Origin of the sequence: Chlorogloea sp. CCALA 695 (genome assembly GCF_003003885.1) — a bacterium.
Classification (GTDB): domain Bacteria; phylum Cyanobacteriota; class Cyanobacteriia; order Cyanobacteriales; family Chroococcidiopsidaceae; genus Aliterella.
Genome location: NZ_PVWN01000001.1, coordinates 217,636 through 237,203, shown reverse-complemented (window position 1 = coordinate 237,203; position 19,568 = coordinate 217,636). Strand labels below are relative to the sequence as shown.

The 19,568-nt window shown below is 42.6% G+C and carries 21 protein-coding genes; 11 read left to right on the top strand and 10 right to left on the bottom strand.

The window, feature by feature from the left end:
- The first annotated feature begins 62 nt into the window (after positions 1 to 62).
- Positions 63 to 380: a thioredoxin gene (gene trxA, locus C7B70_RS01120; RefSeq protein WP_106367219.1), complete on the top strand. Its 318-nt coding sequence runs from the start codon at positions 63 to 65 to the stop codon at positions 378 to 380.
- Positions 381 to 652: 272 nt separating this feature from the next.
- Here trxA and C7B70_RS01115 read toward each other — a convergent pair whose 3' ends face one another.
- The 5 genes from C7B70_RS01115 to C7B70_RS28215 all read right to left on the bottom strand — a co-directional run bounded on the left by C7B70_RS01115 (position 653) and on the right by C7B70_RS28215 (position 5,660).
- Positions 653 to 2,119 (bottom strand): L-histidine N(alpha)-methyltransferase, encoded by a 1,467-nt coding sequence (locus C7B70_RS01115; RefSeq protein WP_106367218.1) that lies wholly within the window; start codon positions 2,117 to 2,119, stop codon positions 653 to 655.
- Positions 2,120 to 2,152: 33 nt separating this feature from the next.
- Positions 2,153 to 2,650 carry a hypothetical protein gene (locus C7B70_RS01110; protein WP_106367217.1) on the bottom strand — a complete coding sequence of 166 codons (498 nt, stop codon included), beginning with the start codon at positions 2,648 to 2,650 and terminating at the stop codon, positions 2,153 to 2,155.
- A gap of 340 nt (positions 2,651 to 2,990) precedes the next feature.
- A complete protein-coding gene (prmA, locus tag C7B70_RS01105) occupies positions 2,991 to 3,884 on the bottom strand; it encodes a 50S ribosomal protein L11 methyltransferase (RefSeq protein WP_106367216.1) in 894 nt (297 codons plus the stop codon).
- 12 nt (positions 3,885 to 3,896) lie between these two features.
- Positions 3,897 to 5,477: a phosphoglycerate dehydrogenase gene (gene serA / locus C7B70_RS01100; protein ID WP_106367215.1), complete on the bottom strand. Its 1,581-nt coding sequence runs from the start codon at positions 5,475 to 5,477 to the stop codon at positions 3,897 to 3,899.
- Between the two features lie 57 nt (positions 5,478 to 5,534).
- Positions 5,535 to 5,660: a hypothetical protein gene (locus tag C7B70_RS28215; protein ID WP_255409299.1), complete on the bottom strand. Its 126-nt coding sequence runs from the start codon at positions 5,658 to 5,660 to the stop codon at positions 5,535 to 5,537.
- Positions 5,661 to 5,724: 64 nt separating this feature from the next.
- Here C7B70_RS28215 and C7B70_RS01095 point away from each other — a divergent pair, with 64 nt between their 5' ends.
- From C7B70_RS01095 to aat, 3 genes are all read left to right on the top strand, one after another.
- On the top strand, positions 5,725 to 6,240 hold the full coding sequence (locus C7B70_RS01095) for a hypothetical protein (RefSeq protein ID WP_106367214.1): 516 nt from the start codon (positions 5,725 to 5,727) through the stop codon (positions 6,238 to 6,240).
- Positions 6,241 to 6,267: 27 nt separating this feature from the next.
- Positions 6,268 to 7,047, top strand: coding sequence for a photosystem II S4 domain protein (locus tag C7B70_RS01090; protein ID WP_106367213.1), 780 nt, complete (start codon positions 6,268 to 6,270; stop codon positions 7,045 to 7,047).
- 132 nt (positions 7,048 to 7,179) lie between these two features.
- Positions 7,180 to 7,755, top strand: coding sequence for a leucyl/phenylalanyl-tRNA--protein transferase (gene aat, locus C7B70_RS01085; RefSeq protein WP_106367212.1), 576 nt, complete (start codon positions 7,180 to 7,182; stop codon positions 7,753 to 7,755).
- On the opposite strand, the gene C7B70_RS01080 is transcribed toward aat, so the two are convergent.
- Positions 7,748 to 8,647, bottom strand: a complete 900-nt coding sequence (locus C7B70_RS01080) for a DMT family transporter (protein ID WP_106367211.1) — start codon at positions 8,645 to 8,647, stop codon at positions 7,748 to 7,750. The genes aat and C7B70_RS01080 overlap by 8 nt on opposite strands.
- 91 nt (positions 8,648 to 8,738) lie before the next feature.
- On the opposite strand from C7B70_RS01080, the gene C7B70_RS01075 reads away from it, so the two are divergent.
- Positions 8,739 to 10,580: a DNA polymerase III subunit gamma/tau gene (locus C7B70_RS01075; protein ID WP_106367210.1), complete on the top strand. Its 1,842-nt coding sequence runs from the start codon at positions 8,739 to 8,741 to the stop codon at positions 10,578 to 10,580.
- Here the strand turns inward: C7B70_RS01075 and C7B70_RS01070 are convergent.
- Both C7B70_RS01070 and C7B70_RS01065 read right to left on the bottom strand, forming a co-directional pair.
- Entirely contained in the window at positions 10,577 to 12,010 is a 1,434-nt protein-coding gene (locus C7B70_RS01070; RefSeq protein WP_106367209.1) for a glycosyltransferase family 2 protein, read from the bottom strand. The genes C7B70_RS01075 and C7B70_RS01070 overlap by 4 nt on opposite strands.
- On the bottom strand, positions 11,964 to 12,938 hold the full coding sequence (locus tag C7B70_RS01065) for a radical SAM protein (RefSeq protein WP_106367208.1): 975 nt from the start codon (positions 12,936 to 12,938) through the stop codon (positions 11,964 to 11,966). Before C7B70_RS01065 ends, C7B70_RS01070 begins: the two co-directional genes overlap by 47 nt.
- Positions 12,939 to 13,135: 197 nt before the next feature.
- Here C7B70_RS01065 and ebsA point away from each other — a divergent pair, with 197 nt between their 5' ends.
- The 5 genes from ebsA to C7B70_RS01040 all read left to right on the top strand — a co-directional run bounded on the left by ebsA (position 13,136) and on the right by C7B70_RS01040 (position 16,337).
- On the top strand, positions 13,136 to 13,510 hold the full coding sequence (ebsA, locus tag C7B70_RS01060) for a type IV pilus biogenesis protein EbsA (protein WP_106367207.1): 375 nt from the start codon (positions 13,136 to 13,138) through the stop codon (positions 13,508 to 13,510).
- A 157-nt stretch (positions 13,511 to 13,667) separates the two neighbouring features.
- Complete coding sequence (locus C7B70_RS01055) at positions 13,668 to 14,759, top strand: phosphotransacetylase family protein (protein WP_106367206.1); 1,092 nt, start codon at positions 13,668 to 13,670, stop codon at positions 14,757 to 14,759.
- Between the two features lie 127 nt (positions 14,760 to 14,886).
- Positions 14,887 to 15,390 (top strand): DNA recombination-mediator protein A, encoded by a 504-nt coding sequence (locus C7B70_RS01050; protein WP_106367205.1) that lies wholly within the window; start codon positions 14,887 to 14,889, stop codon positions 15,388 to 15,390.
- Positions 15,391 to 15,393: 3 nt separating this feature from the next.
- A complete protein-coding gene (locus C7B70_RS01045; RefSeq protein WP_106367204.1) occupies positions 15,394 to 15,804 on the top strand; it encodes an MAPEG family protein in 411 nt (136 codons plus the stop codon).
- A 41-nt stretch (positions 15,805 to 15,845) separates the two neighbouring features.
- Positions 15,846 to 16,337 (top strand): YajQ family cyclic di-GMP-binding protein, encoded by a 492-nt coding sequence (locus C7B70_RS01040; protein ID WP_106367203.1) that lies wholly within the window; start codon positions 15,846 to 15,848, stop codon positions 16,335 to 16,337.
- Positions 16,338 to 16,443: 106 nt separating this feature from the next.
- On the opposite strand, the gene xth is transcribed toward C7B70_RS01040, so the two are convergent.
- Complete coding sequence (gene xth, locus C7B70_RS01035) at positions 16,444 to 17,220, bottom strand: exodeoxyribonuclease III (RefSeq protein ID WP_106367202.1); 777 nt, start codon at positions 17,218 to 17,220, stop codon at positions 16,444 to 16,446.
- A gap of 282 nt (positions 17,221 to 17,502) precedes the next feature.
- Here xth and C7B70_RS01030 point away from each other — a divergent pair, with 282 nt between their 5' ends.
- Positions 17,503 to 17,736 (top strand): DUF1816 domain-containing protein, encoded by a 234-nt coding sequence (locus C7B70_RS01030; protein ID WP_106367201.1) that lies wholly within the window; start codon positions 17,503 to 17,505, stop codon positions 17,734 to 17,736.
- 124 nt (positions 17,737 to 17,860) lie between these two features.
- Here the strand turns inward: C7B70_RS01030 and C7B70_RS01025 are convergent, their stop codons facing one another.
- Complete coding sequence (locus tag C7B70_RS01025; protein WP_106367200.1) at positions 17,861 to 19,498, bottom strand: acetolactate synthase large subunit; 1,638 nt, start codon at positions 19,496 to 19,498, stop codon at positions 17,861 to 17,863.
- Positions 19,499 to 19,568 lie beyond the last annotated feature (70 nt).

Genomic DNA, 19,568 nt, shown 5'->3' with positions numbered 1-19,568 from the left:
TTTGAAAACATCAAAATCAACTCGTTAAAATTAGAGATAGAAAATTAAACCTATTGTGTTCTATGGCTACCAAACAGCAGTTCAACAGTTTTGAAGAATTAATTGCCCAGTCAGACTTACCAGTATTGGTCGACTTTTACGCTGATTGGTGCGGGCCGTGCCAAATGATGGCTCCAATTTTAGAGCAGGTAAATAATCAACTTAAAGATCGGTTGCGGGTAGTAAAAATTAATACTGATAAATATCCTCAACTAGCGAGTACGCACCATATTCATGCTTTACCAACTTTGGTTGTTTTCAAGCAAGGTAAACCCGTAGATCGCATTGAAGGCGTATTACAAGCTAATGCTTTAATTGGGCGCTTACAGCCGCTACTTTAAAATAGAGTGAAGTCACCTGATAAGTGAAGATAGAGATGAAACCTTTGCTCATCTTGGCTTGTCTAAAATCGCTTCAACTGGAATACTTTCCTCAACAGGCATTGACTTAAGTATCTGCCTCTACCAAAAATCAGCACGTTAGCAGTTCAAATACTTCTATGATTGCAAGCATAAGGAAGTGGTAAGGGTCTTGAGTAGAAGGAAAGGCTAAGTTTTCTAACCTTAACCCGTTTATATTAAGGGAGAGTTGCACCAAAGGAATCATTGGTTTCCTAAGAGTCTGATTGAGGAGCTAATGTCAAAACAAACAATGCTGTACTCTCATTAACAAATTTTGCCTCTATTTTAAACCCCTTATTCCCAAAGACCTTTTCCAATCCGTATACTTCTCCCTGGGAATTCTTCTGATAAAGATGAACACACGCAAGTTTTGCCTTGCCAATTATTTTGACACTGCCTCCTTCCTCAATCGTGAAATTCTGGTAATTAGCTGTGAGAGTTACGGCTCCTGAACCGCTCTCGTTCTCTTTAATTGAGTAGTTCAGCTTTTCAGACTCGTAATTTACTCCAAGCCATCGGAGCGGAGTAAAATCGAACTGCTTAATTCTTTGAAGATCACCACTTAGCACGGTGGTGTCATAGTCTTGGTAGAGCCTTACTTCCACAAGAAGTACATCATCCGGGTACATCGCCTCCCTTACCTGTTGAAGAAATTCCACATCGTCTTTCATATTCCCTAGAGTATTTCCTAGAAGAGCAAATATATTTGGCTCCTGCCGATATTGATAAACTGGGTCAAACAACGGCAAGCTTTGAAAGTCTGCCTCGATTGCCTTGATTCTGATACTTTGTTTTAAGATGTCCGACTCACAGACTCTCCTGATCGCTTTAGAAAGCAAAACAGGACTAATATCGTATGGATAGTAGTAAGACCTTGGCTGGGTGCTTCCACTTCGGCTTAGGATCTCCTCGAGAAGAATTTTATCTTTTACCCCATTACCACAGCCGAGACTGATATAGTCAGGATTTGAGCGGATTATTTCTGGATTAATCTCTTCAATTGCTCCCACTATGCGGCTTTTTTCCTCTCGGATGAAGTTTACTGAGTGTGCATAATATTTATATTCATTAGGATCGTTACATAAAGAGATCCAGAGGTTTGCACCGTATGGAAAGCTGTATATATATCTAAGAGGTATTAGAGTTTTTTTGTCTATGTGTTGCCGAATCTCGTCTATAGGATCTTGAGATGTCTGATCCAGATAGAGTGTTGCGTCTGTAAACCTCTCAAATATCTCACCCCTCTTTAAAACCTTTGGTGGTTGATTCGATCTTCTTCCGATGATTCCATCATAAAGTTTTCTAATTGCATTTTCATCCTCAATATCGTTCTCAAATTTCATAGCCTGAAATTGTTTAAAAAAAACCAGTTCATTTGGAATGCGACTTACTCCAGGCAAAAGAACAGGAATAATTGGGATTTTTCGCCCCTCGTTATATAGGGTGATAAACACCGGTAATTCCATCGATTGCCATCTTCCTAATCCATTTGTTCCAATAAAAACAGCTACTGACTCAACTTCAGTCATGGCTCTTTGAAGTGTATCGTGCCACGCTTCTCCTGCTCGAATCTGCTCTTCATCGAGCCATGGGTCAATCCCTAGCCTTCTAAGTTTGTTGCAAACAACTCTAACTGCGGGTTTATCGACATTGTTGTGTGCCAGAAAAACATCGAACATCAGTCACTCCTGATCTCAGGTCGCTAATTACTACTACAACTTAAGCCCAACAATTTCCGCCAACGCGTTGGCATACTCTTCTAAATCCGCCCGTAGTAATGAAAGTTTACCTCTTAATTGAGGTTCCTTTACCCAATTTTCCTCATGCTCTTTGGGGCTTAAGTCAGGAGTGCGTTTTGCTTCCCAGACTTGAAGAAGAGGATGCCATTCTGAGAGAAAAGGTCGTAGACCCTTATTAAGAACTGCAATAGCAATCCCACCAACAGAGTTAGGGGAAGCACCAACTTTTGGACCTGCTTCTCTAAGAATTTCACGGGTAGAACTAAATAAGCTGTACAGCGAGTTCAGAGCTTCGCGTACTGTTCCTTGATCAACTTCTAACGATTGAACAGCGATGCGAGTTACTAATTCAACGTATAACGACCACGCTGCATTGCGCTCCGTAGAATCAGCTTCCCACTCAGCAGAGCCAATACCAAAGGGCAAACTGACAGACACCTTCTTTAAGACGGCAGGATCTTGCATTGCCATAGATGCTAATATTTAGATTTCTTAGAATTTTTAACCAATCATCGTGACATTAGGTTAACATGATTTTCAATTTTCAGAGATTTTGTACAGTCTGCTTTCTGCTTTTAATTAAGAGATTATGCTTTTCCTAGGACAAAGGGAATTCATATAAGTTTTTCAAATAAAACTCTAAATCACTTTTCACATAAAGCTTTCTGGCTACTGTTTTCATCAAAAACAATGATGGCTTATACCCATGTTCTAAATCGCTCATACGCTGTCTACTAGATAATATATGTGCGATCTCACTTCCACACTCCCTAGTTACTACTTAGGGGTGAATCCGCCCCCAATTCTAGATTTAAGAGCGCCGGACATTAAAGCAACACCATTCTTTGCGCCGCCAAATAGTAGCAACAATCCAGCCATTATGTTCTAAAGCATCTGCTACATCTGCGGCTTGGTCGAGTAATACACCACTAAAAATCCCCCAAGTCGTCGGCTTGCAAAGTGCGCTTATTTGGGGAATTAGACGAATGATTACTTCGGCTAAAATATTACACATAATGCCATCTACTTGTTCGTTGTGGAGCAGCTTTTGCACTTGCTCTACACTGCCCTTATCTACAAGCAAGCGATCATGAGCAATTTTATTTAACTCCCGGTTGCTAGTAGTAGATTCCACCGCTAATAAATCTGTATCTACGGCATAAACTTTGCTCGCACCTAGTAGCAACGCCCCAATGGACAGAATACCCGAACCACAGCCGATGTCTGCTAATACTTCGCCTTGGGAATCTTCATCAATTCGCATTTCTAATGATTCCAAACATAGCTGAGTTGTGGCATGATTGCCCGTACCGAAAGCCATGCCCGGATCGAGAGTAAGAACTAAACGAGTTGTATTTTCTGGTACTTCTATCCAAGCTGGATTAATCAAAAAATACTCGCCGATTTCTTCCGGTTGCCAGTAATCTTTCCAGCTACTCGCCCAGTCTTCCTCGTCCATCAATTGCCAGTGCAGCGACGGTGCAGGCAATTGGGCAATTAAAGCATCTTGCCTCAGCCACAATGACAGCGCTGCCAAATCTAATAGTTGGACTTGATTTCTAGGTAAATAAGCCTTTACTAAACTTGCAGCGCCCTTATTTTCACTAGCTGTCCCCTGACAGCCAAACTTATCCAAGCGCCAGAAAATCGATTCTTCTAAGCTTGGATCGCAATCAATTTGTAGTTCCCACCAACTATTTGCCATAAATTAGCAACGTTATAAAGTAACCGTGTAAGCGTCTCTAATTCCGGGAACTTTGATAATTTCTTCTCTAATTCCATCGGGTAAAGGATCGTCTAAACTCAACACCATTACCGCATCGCCGCGCACAATTTTACGTCCTACCTGCATACTGGCGATATTGACATTAAAGCTACCCAGCAACGAACCGATTTTGCCAATTAGTCCTGGCATATCGCGGTGTAAAGTAAATAGCATATGTTTAGTTGGCGGCACGTTGATTGGAAATTCGTCAATATCTGTAATCCGAATTTCGCCATCTCCTAACAATGCCCCTGTAACTGAATGAGTGCCTAACGAGCCTTTAGCTTCTAAATACAACGATCCGGCATAATCTCGAATCGACGCATCTCGCGTTTCAATAACTCTAATTCCTCGCTCTTTTGCCTCAATACCAGCATTTACATAATTTACTCGTTCGCGCAAAGCTTGAGATAGCAATCCTTTAAGCGACGCTACTACCAAAGGCTGGCTTTTATTAGTCGCAAGTTCGCCTTGAAGTTTGACAACTAGCGACTCGACTCTACCTCCAGCCAACTGACTGACAAACTTACCTAAAGTTTCGGCTAACTGCATATAAGGGCGCAGTTCTTCCATTACATCGGGGCTAATACCGGGAATATTTACCGCACTACGGGCAGGTAAGCCTAGTAGCACGTCCCGAATTTGCTCGGCGACATCTATGGCTACGTTTACTTGCGCTTCGGCGGTAGATGCGCCTAAGTGCGGAGTTAAAATTGCTTGTTTGCCCAAGGCTTTGAGGGGCGATTCTCCCAAGGGTTCGGTTTCGTATACGTCTAAAGCCGCGCCGCCAATTTGTCCCTTTTCTAAGGCTTCAGCTAAAGCAACTTCGTCAATAATTCCGCCTCTTGAACAGTTAATAATTCGGGCGTTGGGCTTCATCTTGGCTAAAGCTTCGGCGTTGATGAGGTGGGTTGTTTCAGGAGTTTTGGGGATGTGTAGGGTGATGTAGTCAGATTCTCGTAGTAATAAATCCATATCTACTAAGCGACAGCCTAATTGCTCGGCGCGTTCGTTGGAAATAAAAGGATCGAAGGCAATTAGTTTCATGCCCATTGCTTTAGCAACGTTAGCCACATGAGAGCCAATTTTACCTAAACCGATCACTCCCAGGGTTTTTTTGTAAACTTCCGCGCCTACGTAACTTTTGCGATCCCACTGTCCGCTTTTTACGGAGGCGTTGGCATCAGGAATGTAGCGAGAGAGCGCCATCATCATCGCTAGAGCGTGTTCGGCAGCGGCGATGGTGTTACCTTCGGGGGAATTTACTACTACTATGCCTCGGCGCGTGGCGGCGGGTACATCGACGTTATCTACACCCACGCCAGCACGTCCGATAATTTTTAGCTGGGTTCCAGCTTCAATAATTTCTTTGGTAATGCGGCTGCCAGAGCGGATCATTAATGCGTCATACTCTGGAATGATTTGGATCAGTTGTTCGGGGGATAAATTGGTTTTGATATCAACGGTGGCAACTTGAGAGAGAATATCAATTCCAACTTGGTCAATGGGATCGGATACAAGAACTTTGGGCATTTTTCTGTAGGAAGTCGCGCTATACTTCGTTTTTACGATGGACTTTGATTTTTGACTTTAGCTTTGCATATTAATAGTGCGATCGCTTTTAGCGCTGCGCGCGAGCGCAATCGCGCCCAAAGTCACGGCGGCACAAGCAATAATTGTTCCTGCCATAATTAAAATAACTATAGCTTGGGGCATACTCGCAGCAAGTTAAACTATAACCCAAAGCTGAAACCAGCACTAACAAAATCTATCGCATTTTATGAACTATCTTATCGCCGTGATGAGCGATCGCATTCAAGCCGAATCTGCCTACGTAACTCTTGAAAAAGAAGGTATACCTCTAGCAAATGTCAGTATTTTGGGCAGAGGTTACAAAACGGCGGACGAATTTGGCTTAATTGATCCTAATAATGAAGCTAAAAAACAATCCCGTTTACTCTCTTTTTGGCTAGTACCTTTTGGGTTTATCGCAGGTGGAGCTTTTAATTTGCTCACAGGTTTAAATACTTTTCCTTGGGCAGGTACAACGGGTAACATTGCAATTGGCGCTCTTTTAGGCGCAGGCGGCGGTTTTATGGGCAGCTTTTTTGCAGGTGGTGGAGTAGGTTTAACTTTAGGTGGCGGTGACGCGCTCCCCTACCGCAATCGCTTAAACGCAGGCAAATATTTAGTAGTTGTCAAAGGATCGGATTTAGTTACTCGTCAAGCTAACCGAGTATTAAGAAAATTTGAACCAGAAAACTTACAAGGATATAACGATCCCGACGAGCAGTAATAAGATTCATTTAGTTAAAAGTTTTCAATGTTGCCAAGAGAAGAAATTTTAAAAGGTGTAGAAAATCGAGACACTATAGCGCGGGTAATTGATCGCGCTGAACAAGCAATTAAGACGTGGGAAGTTGTGCTAACAGACTTTTTGTCTCCGCCAGAACTTGCCGAACTCCAACGGGTGTTTAGTCGCTTAACAGAGGTGCAAATAGTGGCTTGGGGTGGATACGAACAAGCCGAACGCCAACGAGTAGCGATTGCCCGATCGGAAATGCCTTTAGAACGCGAACAAGTAGAGCTAGTGGCGCTAGAAATTGCTGGAAACTTCCTTTTTGATACAGCGACGCACCGCGACTTTTTGGGGGCGATGTTGGGGGCGGGAATTGTCCGTGAGAAGACGGGCGATGTTATTGTACTAGGCGAACGGGGGGCGCAGGCGATCGCTAGTCCCGAAATAGCAGAATTTTTAGAAATGAGCTTGCAACAAGTGCGTTCTGTTCCTGTAAAAACTCAACGCATAGATTTAAGTGAGCTAAAAATTAGAGAACCTAAAAAGAAGGAATCGACTACTGTTGAGGCTTCTTTAAGATTAGATGCGATCGCATCGGCGGGTTTTGGAATGTCTCGCAGCAAAATGTCTGACTTAATCGACGGCGGCGATGTGCGTGTCAATTGGAAAGATGTTACTCAAACAAGTTATCAAGTCAAGTCTGGCGATTTGATTGCGATTCGCGGTAAGGGAAGATTGGAAGTTGGCGAGATTATGGTTACTAAAAAAGAACGTTATCGCGTTCAATTAACTCGGTATATGTAGGTAATCAGAGATTGGCAATACTGAGTCAGTGGATTGGAAAGATTAAACTTTTTACAGAGTCAACCAAATTATCCCAGAAATTTGAAGAGGGTTTTAACGTTAAAATGGCGTTCTCAACTCGCAGATTAATTAATGGATTATGATGTTTTAGCCATCATTGAGGGTTACGCTCAAGGTTACTTTTTGATGGCTACTGAAGACGAAAGCTTGCAGTGGTATTCAAGTAGCGATCGCACGTTAATTCCTTTAGATGCTCGATTTCGCTACCCCAAATCATTACAGCGCGTTTTAAACTCCGACAAATTTACAGTAGCTATCAACCGCGATTTTAAAGCGGTAGTTAAGGGCTGTGCTAACCGCGAAAATACTTGGATTTCAAAGGAGTTACAAGAGATTTACTGGGCGCTTTACCTCAATGGTTGGGCTTACAGCTTTGAAACTTGGCTTGGTGATGAGTTAGCCGGAGGAATCCTTGGAATTGCCATCGGTGGGATGTTTATCGGCGAATCAATGTTTTATCGCATTCCCGACGGCTCAAAAGTTGCAATGGTGAAATTAGTAGAAAAATTGCGATCGCGTTCCTTTGTCTTGTTTGATGCCCAAATGATGAACCCGCACTTAGAGCGGTTTGGGGCTTACCAAGTTGCAGATTTAGAGTACCAAAGATTGCTTAAACAATCGTTGCAGCGCCAATGTGGACTTATTTAACCCGTTTCACTGCTGCCTTTTTGCCCAAAATCACAATCATAAGCACGACAATTGCCGTGCCAATAGCAACGGGAGAAATTGATTCCCCTAGTAGCAACGCTGAGGCGGCAATTGTCAAAAATGGCTGCAATAGTTGAACTTGTCCCACTCGCGCCACTCCGCCAATTGCCAAGCCTTTGTACCAAGCAAAAAACGCCAAAAACTGACTAAATACTGCAATATAACCAAAGCCCAACCACGCGGTAGGCGATGCTACTAATCCATGCTGCCAGACGGCGGCAATTACAGGCAAAATCATCATTGGTACAGCCACTATTAAGCCCCAACTAATTACTTGCCATCCCCCCATTACTTGCGCTAATAGTGCGCCTTCTGCGTAGCCAAAAGACGCTGCAATCATTGCCCCCAATAACGCTAAATCTCCTATTTGCAGGTGTCCCGCCCCAGAATAGACAGCAAAACTAACTACTGTAGCGCTACCTAATATACTTGCTAACCAAAAACCTATTGAAGGGCGATCGCCTGTACGGAGTGTTCCAGAGATCGCCGTAGCTAAAGGCGCAATTCCTAAAACAATTGCTCCGTGAGAAGCGGGTAAATTTACCATTGCCCAAGCTGATAGAATTGGAAACCCAATTACTACACCCAAAGCTACAACTATTAAGCTTTTTATTTGCCTGCGACTTGGGGTTTTTTGATCACTAATTCTCAATAATATTGCCGCCAGCATCGCCGCCACCATAGATCGTCCCAGCCCAACTATAACGGGATCTAAGTCTGCTACCGCCGCCCGTGTGGCGGGTAAAGTTAGGCTAAAGCAAAGTACGCCCAAAAAACCGTAGACTAAGCCAATGGTTTCCTTATCTAAGGCAGAAAAAGGCGATCGCGCCAAAACTATCCTCCTCTAGTAAATTTGTACTAAATTAAACAAACAATCCGTCCCCTGCTCCTTTATCTTAGTAGGAGGGAATGTATTAAAACTAATGTCTTACGAGCCGCTACATCACAAATATCGACCACAAACTTTTGCTGATTTAATTGGGCAAGAGGCGATCGCAACTACGCTCACTAATGCTATCCGCAAAAGCCAAATAGCCCCGGCTTACTTGTTTACAGGCTCAAGAGGGACGGGTAAAACTTCTAGCGCCCGGATTTTATCTAAATCTCTCAATTGTCTTAGTAGCCCCGCGCCAACAGAAAAGCCTTGTGGCAAGTGCGATGCTTGTCAAGGAATTACTAAAGGTATTGCTTTAGATGTGATTGAAATTGACGCTGCTAGTAATACAGGTGTAGACAACATTCGGGAAATTATCGAACGCGCCCAATTTGCTCCCGTACAGTGTCGTTACAAAGTTTATGCGATCGATGAATGCCATATGTTATCGAGTGCGGCGTTCAATTGTCTGTTAAAAACTCTGGAAGAACCGCCGAAAAGCGTGGTATTTATCTTAGCAACCACCGATCCAGAGCGAGTTTTACCGACAATTATTTCTCGCTGTCAAAGGTTCGATTTTCGCCGCATTCCGATTCAAGCAATAGCCGATCATTTGCGCTATATTGCCACCGAAGAAGGCATTAGTATCAACGCCGAGGCTTTGCAATTAGTAGCTCAACTAGCTCAAGGCGGCTTGCGGGATGCAGAAAGTTTGCTCGATCAGTTGAGCTTGTTATCGGGGGAAATTACTATTGAGCGCGTGTGGGATTTAGCAGGCTCAGTAAGCGAAAAAGATTGCTTAGAATTGTTGAATGCGATCGCCCAAAACCACCCCGATACTATTTTAGAAAGCGCTCGAAAAATTATGGATCGAGGGCGTGAACCCGTGATAGTGCTACAAAATCTCGCTGGATTCTACCGAGACTTACTCATTGCTAAAACTGCTCCCACTCGTAGCGATTTAGTTTCTCTTACTCCCGCAACTTGGGCAAAACTAGGTGAACTAGCCCTGAAGTTAGAAATTGCTACTATTATCAACGGACAACAGCACTTAGCAAAAAGTGAAGTTCAAATCAAAAACTCTACTCAACCGCGTTTGTGGTTAGAAGTAACATTATTAGGATTATTGTCTGCTAATACTCCGCAAAAACCTGTAGTGGCAATTCCTCAGCAAATAATTAGCGCCCCAATTCCAGAAACTAAACCAACTCCAGTTATTGAGCAAATAACTAGAGTTGAACCCACACCTACGCCCATTGTACCGCCAGATATAACTTCTCAGCCTTTAGAAGCAGAACCAACCGTAGTCGCTGGAGATAGCGACTTATGGCAACAAGTAGTTAAAGAAATTCAACCTTATTCCGCCCAAGCACTTGTAAGTCAACAGTGCCGCTTGCTATCTTTTGATGGGAGTTTGGCGCGAGTGGGGATTGCCTCTCAACCATTGCTGGCTATGGTACAAAATAAAATTCCTAATATTGAGGCTGCTTTTCAAAAGTTAGGATCGCAGAAAGTAAAAGTAACTGTAGAAGTGGGGAAAGAAGCCAAAACTACACCACCGCCAAAAGCGCCTATCTCCCCTCCGCCTCCACTAGCCCCAGAATTGCCCGTCGTCACGCCACAACCAACCCCAGTAGTTGCTACACCTAGCACTGATACCACTTTTGAAATAGCTGACAATCAATTAGAACTTGCATCTCAACGTTTAGCTGAGGCTTTTAAGGGTGAAACGGTCAACTTTAACTTAAAACCACTTGTTAGCTCAAACTCTCCCCCAGTAACGCAAGCGGAAACTTTGGGGGGCGAACGCTCCGTCCCTAAAGGTTTTCAAGAAATTTCTACTTCTGCTAGTGACTGGGATGAGGAAGATGATGAGGAAATAGATTTTTAATCAATAACGCCTTCGTGTACTGTCTTTACCCACTTCAGCCGCTTTTGCCTAACCGATATTCGTGCAGTGGTGCTAACCATAACAACTACCCAGTGGAGCATATAAATAGTACCCCGGAGAGTTTGCAAGGCGATCGCCAAAAATGCCGATGGGTTCAACGATTCTTGTTTGCCTACCCTTTTCAAACCCATAAACATTGATACTACTGACAAACTTAGAGTGATACCAGTTAAGGGAGCCATTACTGGCGCTCGATTACGGGCTAAAGACATCATCAAATCGGGTACAGAAGCGATCGGTAAAATTTGCTGTATTAACAAAAACATCGCCAAATCAAAGGTTTTTGCCCTTCCCAACCGATTGCTAAAAATTGCTTTCCAGTAATCTAAATAGCGCTGAGATTGTCCTTCAGCCCAGCGATTGCGCTGATGCCATAAAGAAATTGCTGTAGTTACGCCTTCTTCCATCACTGCGGGAAAGCTCAAAAACTCAATATCCCACTGGTCTAGGTGCAAGCGTAAAGCCAAGTCCAAGTCATCGGTAATTGTCTCCTCATTCCAGCCTCCGCAGCGCACTAAAGCCTCTCGGCGCACAAATTGACCGTTACCACGCAAATCACCGATCCCGCCCCTAGCAATGCGCTGTTGCTGCATATAGCTATCTAAAGCCATTTCTGTACTTTGCCCTTTTGTCCAGAAATTAATCCCAGCATTGGCGATTACTTTCCGTACCTGTACAGCCCCTACAGTTTCTCGATCAAATAAAGGCAATACTTGACGAAGCAAATCGGGCGACACTTGAGCATCGGCATCAAATACCCCTAAAAATGCCCCTTTTGTCAATGGCAATACGTCATTTAACGCCCCAGATTTACCGCCACTGGTTTCGGTGCGCCGCAATACTTTTAGCTGAGAATATTTTTGCGCCAGATTTGCCAGCAATTCCGGCGTTTTGTCGGTGCTATGATCGTCAACTACCCAGATTTCGTATTTACTTAACGGGTAATTGATACTACAAAGCATTTTGACCAAATTGCTAATTACCGCTTCTTCGTTTTTAGCAGCAACTAGCAAGGAAACTGTGGGACAACTTGCTAAGTCCCCCGATAATGGTGCTGGTGCTAGGCGGGGACGAGTAAAAACAAGTCCCAAAGCATGAATCCCAAAAATTGTTGTCATGCCTAAAACAAACCACGAACCCCAGGAAACCAAGTTTAGGGCGATCGTACCGCCCCAAACTATTGTCAAAACTACCGCCGCTTTGCGTCTGCGTCCTTGGTAGTCAAAAGTTAGAGATGTTGCTGATACCTCTAACATTGACTCCTCAACACTTTCTTCTGATTCCTCTGGTTCAGAGAACTCAGACAACAACGAATTAAGCGCTTCAAGCTCGTTGTAAGAATCGTTTTCTTGCCAAAAATTCGCTGGCATAAGTTACTGTATTTAGCCACCAGTATTTGTCTACACCCATATTGAAGCTGGGGATCAAATAACACCATACTGTACAGCCTTCACAGACTGATAGCTTTCCTTGAGAAGCGCGATACTTCTCCACTTCTTCCGATTCACGGTAAAGCTCGTAAAGCTTACCGTTAATGGGTACGCCTGATTGGGCAAAGTGGTAACAAGGCAACAGCAGTTGGTCGTCAGGAGAAATTGCAATTACCGCATCTACCGCTTTACAACGGGGGTTTTTGGTATCATTGCCGCCAGCTTCAATAAAAGCCAATGCAGCTTTATTGTATCCGACATTCTTATACTTCTTCCCGCTAGCTTGAATTGCCGCCACCATGTCAGGAGTGGGGTTTTTTTGGGAATTATAGTTGTCATAGGCGGTAAAAGCTGGGTTTAGCCACACTCTCGCCCCTAAACGCAATCCTAATTCGCCAATTTCGTCAATTCGCTCGTAGTTTTGGGCTGTAACGGTGTGGTTGAGTACGGGGTATTCGCCTAAAGATTGGGCAAGTTTTACCGATTCTACCAAGTTGTCAAAAAGTCTTACTCCTCGTGATCTGTCATGAGTTTCAGCATCCGCACCATCTAAGGAAAAATTTAAAAAGTCTACAAGTCCTTGAACTTCTTTCGCTTTTTTGGGATACAAAATCGTGTTTGTCGTCATGCTAGTCATAAACCCAAGGCGTTTTGCCTCTTGGTATATTTGACCAACATCGGCGCGTAACAATGGTTCGCCCCCAGTAAAATCAATGTAATTTACACCTAGCTTGCGTAAATCAACCAAATTGTGCGCGATCGTTTGATAATCGGCTTCCTTTGGCGGTTCCAATGCCCAAATGTTACAAAAGTGACAGCGAGCATTGCAGCGATAGGTCAAGTAATAGTTGGCAACCAGTGGAGCCATAGAATTTGCTCACCAGAATTTTCTTAAGACATCTTCAGCCCATAATAAACCGTGAGTCAATCATTTTGACTTTGAGTAAAAAGAATTATGCAGCAAATTACTTTATTTCTGTGTAATAAGTAGGTCGTTTTTGGGAATATTATGGTCAGCAGCCTAGATTAGCCATCATTTTACGTAAATTTAAGGAATATTTAATCATGTCTCTCGCTCAACTACAGCCCGCCAATCCTCAAGATGTCCGAGTGTATATGCCCTATTTTCAGGGAAACAAGCGTAATATTCTGCCTTTAGCTATTAGTTTGTATAAAAAAGGAGTGCTACAAGGACAGCGTAAAATTGAGGGGGGAGAAAGTATTCCTTTTGTTGCTACTTGGAACGTTTCGACGTTACCTGCCGATTTAGTCCGGTGTCGGATGCAGTTTGACGGGAACGCCGAGCTAAGTTACGAAATTATGATGGCAAGTTCGGTATTAGTAGATTTTTTAATTGATGTAGTCGTTACTTTTCAACTAGCGCAAACTACTGATTTTCCTAAAGGGTTTTATCGTAAACTTCTGCGTAAAGACGACTAATCTTTAAACCTAGTCTAAAAATTTTCCTGGGATTGGCAATATTATTGTTAGCCTGTAAAACTAAATTTCGACTTAAGATAAACAAAAAGTTGCGCTTAAGTAACGAACCAGTGGAGACTCCTGGGTCTACTGCCAAAGATAAAATAAGGAGCAAAGCGTGCCAATATCGGCTAAATATTTACTAATTGGGTCAACAGAGGCTTACAGTGGTAAGTCTGCTACTGTAATAGGTCTAGCTGATCAACTGCAAAAAAAAGGCTTAGATATTGCTTACGGCAAGCCCGTAGGGAGTAATTTTAGTGAAGACCAAGGAAAAGTAGGGGAAGCAGATGTTGAATTTATTAAGCAAATACTTGCTCTGTCTCCTCAGCGATTATTACCAACACTACTAAATTTGAATGGTACTACGGTAAAAAAACGTCTAAGCGGTGAAGATAAAACTGATTATCAACAGGAAGCTAGGCAATACCTGCAAACTTCTAGCGGCGATTTAGTATTGCTAGAAGGCGCTGGGAATTTAGCAGAAGGAATGTTATTTGACCTCAGTTTGCCCCAAGTAGCACAAGCTGTTGGTGCGTCTGTATTGTTGGTAGTGCGCTACCAATCGGTTTTGTCAATGGAGGCATTGTTAGCCGCAAAGTTTAGCTTGGGTGAATCTTTAGTTGGCGTTCTGATCAATGATATTCCCGCCGATGAATTAGAATTTGCCCGTAACCAAATTTGTCCATTTTTAGAGCAGCAAAATATCCCCGTACTTGGAATGCTACCAAAAAATGCTTTGCTGCGTAGTGTCAGCGTTGCAGAACTTGTTAAGCAATTGCAAGCAGAAGTGCTTTGCCGGGGCGATCGCCTTAACCTAATGGTAGAAAGTCTCGCTATTGGGGCTATGAATGTCAATTCGGCGCTTAAATACTTTCGCAAACGGCGCAATATGGCAGTAGTAACCGGAGGCGATCGCGTAGAAATTCAATTAGCAGCATTGGAAAGTTCTACTCAATGTCTGATTCTCACTGGACAAGTACCACCACCGGATTTTATTCTCAATAAAGCAGAGGAATTAGAAATTCCGATTTTATCGGTTGATCTCGATACCCTTTCTACAGTGGAAATTGTTGATCGCGCTTTTGGACAAGTCCGCCTGCACGAACCAATCAAGGTAGATTGTATCCGTCAATTAATGCAAGAGCATTTTGATATTGACCGTTTGTTGTCTATATTGGGCATTGAAGCGGCGGTGGCTTTGCCTTAAACAGCTAAGAGGAAGTTGATCTCAAAACGATATCTTTGAGGATTTACTAAAAATCGGTGATCGCATTCAATAGCGGTACTCTCTGCTAAAATAACGAGGTTGTTTTGAAAAACGCGATCGCGCCAATTTGAGTCAGTCCATAGACATACCCAAAATCGATACATTAGCGCAAGAATTAGCAACAATCCAGCAAACAGGCTCTAAACGGATTGCTTTACTAGGTTCGCGCCATGTCCCCCTTACTCATCAACACTTAATCGAGATGATGAGTTATGCCTTAGTTTTATCAGGAAATCGGTTGCTAACTTCTGGTGCTGCTGGTACTAATGCGGCAGCAATTCGCGGCGCAATGCGTGCCGATCCCAACTTATTAACGGTAATTTTGCCGCAAAGTTTGGAACGTCAACCCCAAGAATCTCGCCAGCAGTTAGAACAAGTCATGCACTTAGTTGAAAATCCTGGCAATGATCGCCTATCTTTAGCTGAAGCTAGTTCATTGTGCAATCAAGAAATTGTTTCCCGTTGTCAGCAACTCATCTGTTTTGCCTTTCATGACAGCCGCACTTTGTTACAAACTTGCCAAGAAGCCGAAGATCAAAGAAAAGTGGTTACATTATTCTACTTTGATTAAAATATGACATCGCTATTCACCGCGCCGACAGTTTTTTTAACTAGCATTGTGGCGGCAGCAGTCTTAATTTATATTCCCTATTTAGCGGTCGCTTACGGGCGATTCCAGGTAGGTTATGACATGGCTGCGCCGCGTGCGATGTTTGATAAGTTACCGTCCTATGCTCAACGGGCTAATTGGGCGCATCAAAATACTTTAGAAGCCTTCCCCATTTTTGCCGCCGCCGCTTTAATGGCTTACATTACAGGACAAAATTCCCAGACAGCAGAAATTGCGGCAATTACCTTTGTAGTAGCAAGGTTGCTGTATTCAGGGTTTTATATTGCTAACATACCGCTAGGACGGAGTTTGATGTTTGCTATTGGTAATATTTGTGCGGGTACGCTGTTTGTTTTGAGCGTTTCACATGGCTAATAGCTACTAAGCTTGAATATACTATTTACCTTTTAAGTTTTATGGCCTCTAACTATTCTTTCGATATTGTCAGCGACTTTGACCACCAAGAATTAGTCAATGCGATCGATCAAACTGTGCGAGAAATCAAAAGCCGCTACGATCTCAAAGATACTCAAACAACAGTAGAATTGGGCGCTGAAGCAATTGATATCAGCACCGATAGCGAATTTACTTTAGATGCTGTTCACTCTATCCTTCAGCAAAAAGCCGCTAAACGTAACCTTTCTCTAAAAATATTTGATTACGGCAAAATTGAATCTGCAAGCGGTAATCGCATCCGTCAAGAAGTTAAGCTAAAAAAAGGTATTAGTCAAGAAATAGCTAAACAGATTAGTAAGCTAATTCGAGATGAGTTTAAAAAAGTACAGCCGTCAATTCAAGGCGACACAGTAAGAGTTTCTAGTAAAGATAAAGACGATTTGCAAGTAGTAATTCAGCGCTTGAAGCAAGAAGAATTGCCTGTAGCATTGCAGTTTACCAACTATCGCTAGTAAACTGCAAAAAATAAGCATAATAAAAATTTATTTATAGTAATTTTACAAGTTACTAACTATTTATAATTACCTGCAAAAAGTTAATTTCTGGCGATCGCATTAGTCAAAACTCGACAATTACTGGTGCATGATCGCTAGGTTGGGTAAGTTTTCGCACGGTAGTATCAATAATGCAGCTAGTCGCCTGTTTGTAAAGGTCAGAAGTTAAATAATGATGATCGATTCGCCAACCTAAATTACGCCGAAAAGCCGCCGCGCGATAGTCCCACCAGCTATAATTTCCGCCTTCAGTAGTAAACTTGCGAAAGGCATCAGCAAAACCCAAATCGATAATCTCTCGCAAAGCTTGACGTTCTAATTCTGTTGCCATAGTCTGACCTGTTAGTAAGGCGGGAGCGTGAATATCTTTGTCTTCTAAGGCAATATTAAAGTCGCCGCAAATACAAATATTAGAGATTTCATACAAAGCAAAGCGCAAGTATTCTCGTAATGCTTTTAACCACTGCAATTTGTAGAGGTACTTCTCACTCTCTATCGCGCCACCATTAGGAACGTATACGCAGACAATCTTCACGTCGTCAAGAGTCCCCGTAATTAATCGTTTTTGCTCGTCTAGGTCATTTAAGCCAATTAGCGGCGCAAAACCTGTACTAACGTTCTCTAAAGGCTGTTTGCTAATAATTGCTACGCCGTTGTAAGATTTTTGACCAAAAGCATAGATGTGATAACCTAGGTCTGTAAAGAGCGATTGCGGAAAATCTGTATCTACAACTTTAGTTTCTTGCAAACACAATACATCTACCGGATTCTCCTTTAGCCAATTTATTACCGCATCTTCGCGAATCCGAATCGAATTTACATTCCAAGTAGCAACAATCATTGACTATAGTTGATTAATTTGTTAGAAATAGCTGTAGCGAAAATGATTGTACTAATTAATTCTTTATGATCCTAAATATTTAAGTTATTTTGAATAAGAATAGTTGTATTTATACTTAAAGGTTATTACTTAGAACTTAAATGTTGATATTGTTTAAATTTACTTTTGAAGCAAAGGAATAATTATTTATTCTATCTAAGGGAAGATAATAGTTATTGTATTTGAATAACGACTCTGGTAATATAGGCTTTTTGCTGCTACTCTTTATGCCCTACTACATACATGATTAAACAGTTAATTATAGGCTTCATACAGGGATTTAATACATCTTGGTGGATAGAGATTACAACTGTTAAGCCCCGTTGCGTGTATTACTTCGGCCCATTTAAAACCTCTGCTGAAGCCAAGGCTGCCTATCCAGGTTATGTTGAAGATTTGAATAATGAAGGAGCGGAAGGAGTTGTAGTAGTTATTAAACGTTCCAATCCAAAAGAACTAACTATTTACGATGAGTAGTTAATTAAGATTATCTTAAATAGTCCAGATATATAAAAGATTGAGCAAGAAAAAGTAATCTTTGATTGGATTATCTTATTGCCCAATCCAAACATTTATAATTAGAGCTTATTTGAGCATAAGCTTACAATTTACAATTTAAGTCGCCAGATTTTTGTGTAAATCGAGAGTTTTCGCGGTAATCTACCGGGCAATCAATAACTGCTGGAACATCTTGGGCTAAAGCAGTTTTCAAGATGGGAATAAAATCTGTAGCCGATTCTACGCGATAGCCTTTCAAACCCATACTCTCAGCTAGTTTGACAAAATCTGGGTTGCCAAAATGGACATAGGAGGAGCTACCAAATTGATTTTGCTGCTTCCATTCAATTAAGCCGTAACCGCCATCATTGAAAATTAAAGTTACAAAGGGCGTACCTACTCGCAAGGCAGTTTCTAATTCTTGGCAATTCATCATAAAACCGCCGTCTCCGGTTGCTGCAACAACTTTACGGTTAGGATGAACGACTTTTGCTGCTACTGCGCCAGGAATTGCGATCCCCATCGCTGCAAAGCCATTAGAAATTAGGCAAGTGTTCGGGCGATCACAATGATAATGACGAGCAATCCACATTTTATGAGCGCCGACATCAGAAATTACAATGTCTTCAGGCCCCATTACCTGACGCAGATCGTAAATTAGTTTTTGAGGTTTAATCGGAAACCCGCTATCGTTGGCGTATTCCTCGTAATCTGCCCGAATTTCGGCGCGTAATTGTAAGGCGTAGGGTTCGGGTTTGCCAACCCTTTGCGATCGCCCTAAAATCTCCTCCAAGGAATCAGAGATATCGCCGACAACTTCTACTATTGGCACGTAACTACTGTCAATCTCGGCGGACATCGCATTGATATGGATGATTGGAATATTGGCACTAGGATTCCAATTTTTGGGCGAATACTCAATTAAGTCGTAGCCGATCGCAATTACCAAATCTGTATTATCAAACCCGCAATTGATATAGTCTCGCTGCTGCAATCCCATCGTCCACAAAGCCAAAGGATGAGTATAAGGAATCACCCCCTTACCCATAAAAGTATTAACTACAGGAATATTTAACTCTGTGGCAAATTTGGTCAAGATATCGCTGGCATTAGCTCTAATCGCCCCATTGCCGACTAAAATTAGCGGGTTATTAGCTTCAGAGATAGCGGCGGCGGCGGCGCTAATACTTTGAAAACCCGCATAGGTTTTTTGCAAAGCCCTGTTATTTAAAGGTTTCCCCACCGCAGGCATAGCGGCAATATTTTCGGGTAAATCGATATGTACTGCCCCAGGTTTCTCACTTTGGGCAGTTTTGAACGCCCGTCGGACAATTTCGGGGGTATTGCTGGGACGAACTATTTGGCTATTCCACTTAGTTACAGGCGCAAACATCGCCACTAAATCAAGATATTGGTGCGCCTCAATGTGCATCCGATCAGTTCCTACTTGCCCAGTAATGGCAACTAAAGGAGCGCCGTCTAAATTCGCGTCAGCAACTCCCGTCATTAAATTAGTTGCCCCAGGCCCTAACGTAGACAGACATACCCCAGACTTGCCCGTCAAGCGCCCGTAAACGTCTGCCATAAACGCTGCGCCTTGTTCGTGCCGAGTAGTGACAAATTGGATGGAAGATTTTTTGATCGCCTCCAAAACGTGCAGGTTTTCTTCTCCAGGTAAGCCAAAAATGTAACGTACACCTTCATTTTCTAGACACTGAATTAATAATTCTGCTGTATTCATCGATTTACGTCCTCCACACTCTATCTAAGGGGGATATTTGCGCTTTTCAGGTTAGGCATTGCGCCTTTAC